Origin of the sequence: Pseudomonas sp. K5002 (assembly GCF_013386655.1) — a bacterium.
GTDB lineage: Bacteria > Pseudomonadota > Gammaproteobacteria > Pseudomonadales > Pseudomonadaceae > Aquipseudomonas.
The window spans coordinates 1-3514 of the sequence record NZ_JACARK010001014.1 but is presented as its reverse complement, the minus strand read 5'-3'; the positions used below and the strand labels follow the sequence as shown (position 1 = coordinate 3514).

The following is a 3514-nucleotide window of genomic DNA, read 5'->3' as shown; positions in this document are numbered from 1 at the left end:
CTGGCTGTGCAGGTAGGTCATCGCCGCACGGGCCACATGGGCGCCGGATTGCGGATGGGCCCACGGCAACGACGGCAGGCCGTGTTCGACGGCGGTGCGCATCAGTTCGTGGTAGGCCGGATGAAACTCCACCAGGTCGATGCGATGGCCAAACCGGTCATGGCTGTTGAACACCGGTTTGTTCTGGTTGGCCAGGAACCCGGCTTCCATCAGCGGCCCGCCCGCCAGCGCACCATAGGTGTCGATGCGCTGCTCGGCCCAGCCGGCGCCGAAGCGCCGGGACCAGTCTTGCAGCGGCAAGTCGATACGGTACAGGTTGGTGCCGTCCAGGGACGGTGGCTGGTTGGTGACGTCGTGGGTTTCGGCGAACTGGTGCAGGTGCATGACGGGCCTCCTGAAAAAAGGCCACGTTCATTGAGGCCTGAATTTCAGTTAAGCACCGTCACCCGGGTTAAAAAAGTGGCATAAACGCCTAATTGGCGGCGCTTTCACCCTCAACCATATGCAACAACCGCAGTTGCAGCACCCGTTGCAGGGCCTCGAAACGTACCGGCTTGGCCACTCGGTCGGTGATACCCACGCCGTGGCAGCGCTCGCGTTCCGGGGCTTGTAACGAGGTGCTCAAGGCGATCACCGGCAGCTCACCACAGCCGGGCAACGCACGGATCTGGCAGCACAGCGAAAAGCCGCCCTCCGGCACATCCAGCAACACTGCGTCGAAGGTTTGACTCTGCAGCAACGCCAGGGCGGCCGGTCCATTGTCGACGGTTTTCACCCGATAACCGAGCTTGAGCAACATGCCGCGCACCACCAGTTGCGCCACGCTGTTGTCGTCCACCAGCAGCACCGTGCACTCCTGCGGCGTGCGTTGCGCCTGCGGTACTCGCCGCACGGCAGCGGGTTCTGGCTGGACGGGGCTGACTGCAAGTTCCAGCTGGAAGCGACTGCCGCGCCGCGGCTCGGAATTGTGGGTGAGGCGCCCACCGAGCAACTCGATCAATTGCCGGCAGATCGCCAGGCCAATGCCCATGCCGCCGTATTGGCGAGTGGTCGAGCCATCGAGCTGGAAGAAGCGCTGATACAGGGTCGCCTCATCGAGGTAGGCGAAGCCGATGCCGGTGTCAGTGACAATGAAGGTCAGGCGCAGCGTTCCATCCGCCTGGGGTACACCGACCACCCGTACACGCACCGAGCCCTCGTGAGTGAACTTGAAGGCATTGTCCAACAGGCAATCCAGGCATTGCGCCAGCTTGCCAGGATCACCGTTGATGCGGTCCGGCAGGTCTTCTGCCAGATCAATGGAGAACGCCAACCCTTTGTTCTGGGCGCTGGCCGCGAACTGCTGGCGCAAGGTGTCGAGCAGCCCACGCAGGCTGAACACTTGGGGTTGCGGGCTGAGGCGCCCGGCCTGCAATTCGGTGAGGGTGAGGATGCCGTTGACCATGCGCATCATCTCGCGGGCCGCACCGGAGGCGGTTTGATGGTACTGCGCGAGGTCGCCTGGCAGCGGCTCGGTCTGCATCAATTCCAGGGAGCCGATCACACCGTTCATCGGCGTGCGCAGCTCGTGGGTCAAGGTGGCGAGGAATTCATCCTTGAGCTGGTTGCTGTGGGCCAGTTGCGTGTTGAGCACTTCGAGTTTCTGGCTGGCGTCGAACAGGATTTGCGCCTGTTGCTCGCGCATCGAATTGATCCGGTCGGCCAGCGCCAGGGACAGCAAGGCCACTTCCAGTGCCGAGCCGATCTGGCTGGCGTACATCGTGAGGAACACATTGGGCAGGTAGCCCAGCACCATCATCGTATTGACTACACCGCCCAGCAGGAACGCGGTCCAGGCGATGATGAAGTAGCGCGCCATGCGCTGGCCGCAATACCAGGCCTTGATGGCCGCGACGAAGATGGTCACGGTAAAGACCAGCGCCAGGGCGGTGGCCAGGCGCAGCGCCAGCGCATAACTGGTGAACAGGGCCAGCACCATCACCACCCCGCCGCTGACCGCCAGGGCCAGCAACAGCCGGTTGATCCAGCGACTGTAAAGCGCGGTGTGCAGGAAACTGCGGGCAAAGAGGCTGCCGAACAGCGCCGCCGAACCGATCAGGAAGGGCACCGCCGCGTTCGCCCACCACGGGTTATTCGGCCAGAAATACTGCACGGCCACACCGTTCACCGACAGCTGATACAGGCCGAACGAGGCGATATAGAGGATGTAATAGAGGTAGCTGGTGTCGCGCACGCTCAGGTAGATGAACAGGTTGTAGATCAGCATGCCGAGCAACACGCCGTAGATCACACCCAGCACGTACAGGCGCAATGGCTGTTCTTCGAGGTACGCGGTGGTGGACCAGAGGGTCAGCGGTGCCTGGATCGAGCCCTGGCTTTGCAGGCGCAGGTACAGGGTTTCCTGCTGGCCAGGGACGAAGTCGAGCTTGAACAGGTAGTTGCTCTGGCGGATTTCGCGGCTGGAAAACGGCAGGATGCTGCCGGTGCGCGACACCAGTCGATAGTTGCCGACACTGTCAGGCTCGTACAGCTCCAGTTGGTTCAACGGCGGGTAAGCCAGTTCCAGCAGCCAGCGGCGCGGGGCATCCGGGCGCTGTGCACGGTAATGCAAATCGACCTTGAGCCAGAACACCGAGCGCGAATAGCCGGCATTCAATGTGGCTTTGTCGTGGGTCTTGAAACGACTGGCGAGGACCGGCGAGCTGATATCGCCAATGGTCAGGGCGCCACTGGGGTCCTCAAGGACTTGCATCACTTGGCCCAGAGGCAACCGCGTGGTGGTCTCGTTGAACTCGACTGCGCCGGCCAGCATCGGCAGCCCGGTCAACAGTAACATCAGCAAATAGCGCATAGAGCCCCAGCGTGACCTGTCCGGTTATGTCAAAAGCCTCCATTCCTTTTGAGCAGACGTAAACCGGCGATACAGTTATTGGTTTGAATCCACTCTAGCATAGCCATTACAGGCCAAAAGACACCATTGAAATAATTTTTTGAAAGGCTCTAGATCGGGCATTACAGGGCATTTGACCTGTATTTCACGATGATAGCAAACAGCCACTTCCGCCGTCCCCTCCGCTAAAAATTCAACCATCGCCCGACAGCCACCCAAAAAGCGTTTGGTGGTAAGCTCGCGCACCATGAATATCTACAGCTCTCGCCCCGTTGTCCTCTGTCTCTCCGGCCATGATCCCAGTGGTGGCGCCGGCTTGCAGGCAGATATCGAAGCCCTGCTCGCCCAGGGCTGTCATGCGGCCCCGGCCGTCACCGCGCTGACTGTGCAGAACACCGTCAACGTCAGCGATTTCCGCGTGCTGGATCGCGAGTGGGTGCTGGCCCAGGCCAACGCCGTGCTCGGTGACTCCGAAGTGGCCGCGGTGAAACTGGGCATGCTCGGTTCCCTGGAGATGGTCGACACCGTGGTCGAACTGCTCAAGGCGCACCCGCATTTGCCGGTGGTCTGCGACCCGGTGCTGCGTGCCGGCGGCGGCGGCAGCCTGGGCAAGGACGAGGTCGG

Annotated in this window: 2 protein-coding genes and 1 pseudogene; 1 reads left to right on the top strand and 2 read right to left on the bottom strand. The window is 61.8% G+C overall.

Annotation, left to right across the window (positions count from 1 at the left end):
* Both HX846_RS32585 and HX846_RS32580 read right to left on the bottom strand, forming a co-directional pair.
* Positions 1-384: pseudogene (locus tag HX846_RS32585) on the bottom strand (DNA alkylation response protein); the annotation flags it as partial.
* 88 nt (positions 385-472) lie between these two features.
* The gene (locus HX846_RS32580) at positions 473-2851 is read right to left on the bottom strand and encodes a hybrid sensor histidine kinase/response regulator (protein WP_008436587.1); all 2379 of its coding nucleotides are present in this window, start codon (positions 2849-2851) and stop codon (positions 473-475) included.
* A 286-nt stretch (positions 2852-3137) separates the two neighbouring features.
* On the opposite strand from HX846_RS32580, the gene HX846_RS32575 reads away from it, so the two are divergent.
* Positions 3138-3514: bifunctional hydroxymethylpyrimidine kinase/phosphomethylpyrimidine kinase (locus tag HX846_RS32575; protein ID WP_178966988.1), on the top strand; the 377-nt coding region annotated here is incomplete at its 3' end.